The organism is Mycobacterium sp., assembly GCF_039583805.1.
Lineage (GTDB): Bacteria > Actinomycetota > Actinomycetes > Mycobacteriales > Mycobacteriaceae > Mycobacterium.
Genome location: NZ_JAVKSH010000103.1, coordinates 1 through 2,361 on the forward strand (window position 1 = coordinate 1; position 2,361 = coordinate 2,361).

Genomic DNA, 2,361 nt, shown 5'->3' on the forward strand with positions numbered 1-2,361 from the left:
GTTAGTCCCATCTACCTGGCTGTGCTGCAGACCTGGTGACAAGCACAGGATCCCGACGAACGTATGAGCGCGACCACTTAGAGTCGACCGCATGCAGTCGTGGGCGCGCGCGCCGTTACCGGCCCTGCCGGGACGCGGTCCGGAGCTGCGGCTCTACGACACATCCGACCGGCAGGTCCGCCCGGTGGCGGCCGGGCGCGTCGCCAGCATGTACGTGTGCGGCATCACCCCGTATGACGCCACCCATCTGGGCCACGCCGCGACGTACCTGGCGTTCGACCTGATCCATCGACTGTGGCTGGACCTCGGCCACGACGTGCACTACGTGCAGAACGTCACCGACGTCGACGCCCCGCTGTTCGAACGCGCCGAGCGTGACGGCGCCGACTGGCGCGAGCTCGCCTCCCGCGAAGTCGCGCTGTTTCGCGACGACATGGCCGCGCTGCGGGTGCTGCCGCCCCGCGAGTACGTCGCGGCCACCGAGGCGATCGCCGACGTGGTCGAGCTGGTCGAGAAGATGCTGGCGTCGGGGGCCGCGTACGTGATCGACGGCGACTACCCCGACGTCTACTTCCGCGCCGACGCGACCCCGCAGTTCGGCTACGAATCGGGGTATGGCCGCGACAGGATGCTGGAGCTGTTCGCCGAGCGCGGCGGGGACCCGGACCGGCCCGCCAAGGCCGACCAGCTCGACGCGCTGCTGTGGCGTGCCGCGCGGCCGGGGGAGCCGAGCTGGCCGGCACCGTTCGGCCCCGGCCGCCCGGGCTGGCACGTCGAATGCGCGGCGATCGCGCTCAGCAGCATCGGCACCGGCCTGGACGTTCAGGGCGGCGGGTCCGATCTGATCTTCCCGCATCACGAGTTCACCGCCGCGCACGCCGAATCCGCCACCGGGGAGCGCAGATTCGCCGGGCACTATGTGCACGCCGGCATGATCGGCTGGGACGGGCACAAGATGTCCAAGAGCCGCGGCAACCTGGTGCTGGTGTCGTCGCTGCGCGCCCAAGGCGTCGAGCCGTCGGCGATCCGGCTGGGGCTGCTGGCCGGTCACTACCGCGCCGACCGGTACTGGGATGCGCAGGTGCTCGACGCGGCCACCGCGCGGCTGCGTCGGTGGCGCACCGCGACCGCGCTGCCCGCCGGCCCGGACGCCGCCGACACCGTCGCCCGGGTGCGCCGCTACCTCGCCGACGACCTCGACACACCCAAAGCGCTTGCTGCCCTTGATGGTTGGAGTACCGATGCGCTGGAATACGGCGGTCACGATGCGGCGGCGCCGCGGTCGGTGGCCGCTGCGGTGGATGCGCTGCTCGGAGTGGACCTGTAGGTTGCTGCCATGACCGCACTGGACTCCCACGTCGTATTCATCACCGGGGGTGCCGGCGGGGTCGGTGCGGAGGTGGCGCGCCGGCTACACGCCAAGGGCGCCAAACTGGTGCTGACCGATCTCGACTCGACGCAGCTGGACAAGCTGGCCGCCGAGCTGGGTTCCGACCGGGTGCTAACCGTCGTGGCCGACGTCCGCGATTACGCGGGCATGCAGGCCGCCGTCGAGCGCGCCCTGGCGCGGTTCGGCGGCATCGACACCGTGGTGGCCAACGCCGGGATCGCCAGTTACGGTTCGGTCCTGCAGGTCGACCCGGAGGCGTTTCGGCGGCTCGTCGACGTCAACGTGCTCGGCGTGTTTCACACCGTGCGGGCCGCTCTGCCGTCGGTGATCGAGCGCCGCGGCTACGTGCTGATCGTGTCGTCGCTGGCGGCCTACGCCGGCGCTCCCGGCCTGGCGCCCTACAACGCCTCCAAAGCAGCGGTCGAGCATTTCGCCAACGCCTTGCGGCTGGAAGTCGCCCACCTGGGTGTCGACGTGGGATCGGCGCACATGTCGTGGATCGACACCGCGATGGTGCAAGACAGCAAGGCCGACCTGGCCACCTTCGCCGAGATGCTGGCCGGACTGCCCTATCCGCTGAACCGCACCACCTCGGTGCGCAAGTGTGGGCGCGCCTTCGTCAGGGGCATCCAGCGGCGCAGACGGCGGATCAACTGCCCGCGCTGGGTGGGGCTGATGCGCTGGCTGCGCCCGGTGCTGTCCACCCGGGTGGGCGAGGCGCCGGTTCGGCGGTTCGTGCCTGACCTGCTGCCGCGGATGGACGCCGAAGTCGCCGCGCTCGGTCGCTCCACCAGCGCCCACACCGAGGCCCTGGAGCAGCACTGAGGGACCCCTACAACGGGCGTCGGCAAGACGTAGCTGCCTGAGACCCTGACCGGTGCGACTCCAGGTGCCCGACCCGCCCCGGTCTGCGCTTGCGACAACGCTCGGATGGGCGAGCAGAGCACATGGATACAAGCACATGGATACAA

The 2,361-nt window shown here is 70.6% G+C and carries 2 protein-coding genes; both read left to right on the forward strand.

Annotated features, from left to right (window positions below):
- Window positions 1-91: 91 nt before the first annotated feature.
- Window positions 92-1,327 (forward strand): cysteine--1-D-myo-inosityl 2-amino-2-deoxy-alpha-D-glucopyranoside ligase, encoded by a 1,236-nt coding sequence (gene mshC / locus ABDW21_RS13670; RefSeq protein WP_343710573.1) that lies wholly within the window; start codon window positions 92-94, stop codon window positions 1,325-1,327.
- A 9-nt stretch (window positions 1,328-1,336) separates the two neighbouring features.
- On the forward strand, window positions 1,337-2,215 hold the full coding sequence (locus ABDW21_RS13675) for an SDR family oxidoreductase (protein WP_343600346.1): 879 nt from the start codon (window positions 1,337-1,339) through the stop codon (window positions 2,213-2,215).
- Window positions 2,216-2,361: the final 146 nt, after the last annotated feature.

Coding starts and splice junctions, on each gene's coding strand:
- ABDW21_RS13675 (WP_343600346.1), top strand. CDS start 1,337: ATGACCGCACTGGACTCCCACGTCGTATTCATCACCGGGGGTGCCGGC.
- mshC (WP_343710573.1), top strand. CDS start 92: ATGCAGTCGTGGGCGCGCGCGCCGTTACCGGCCCTGCCGGGACGCGGT.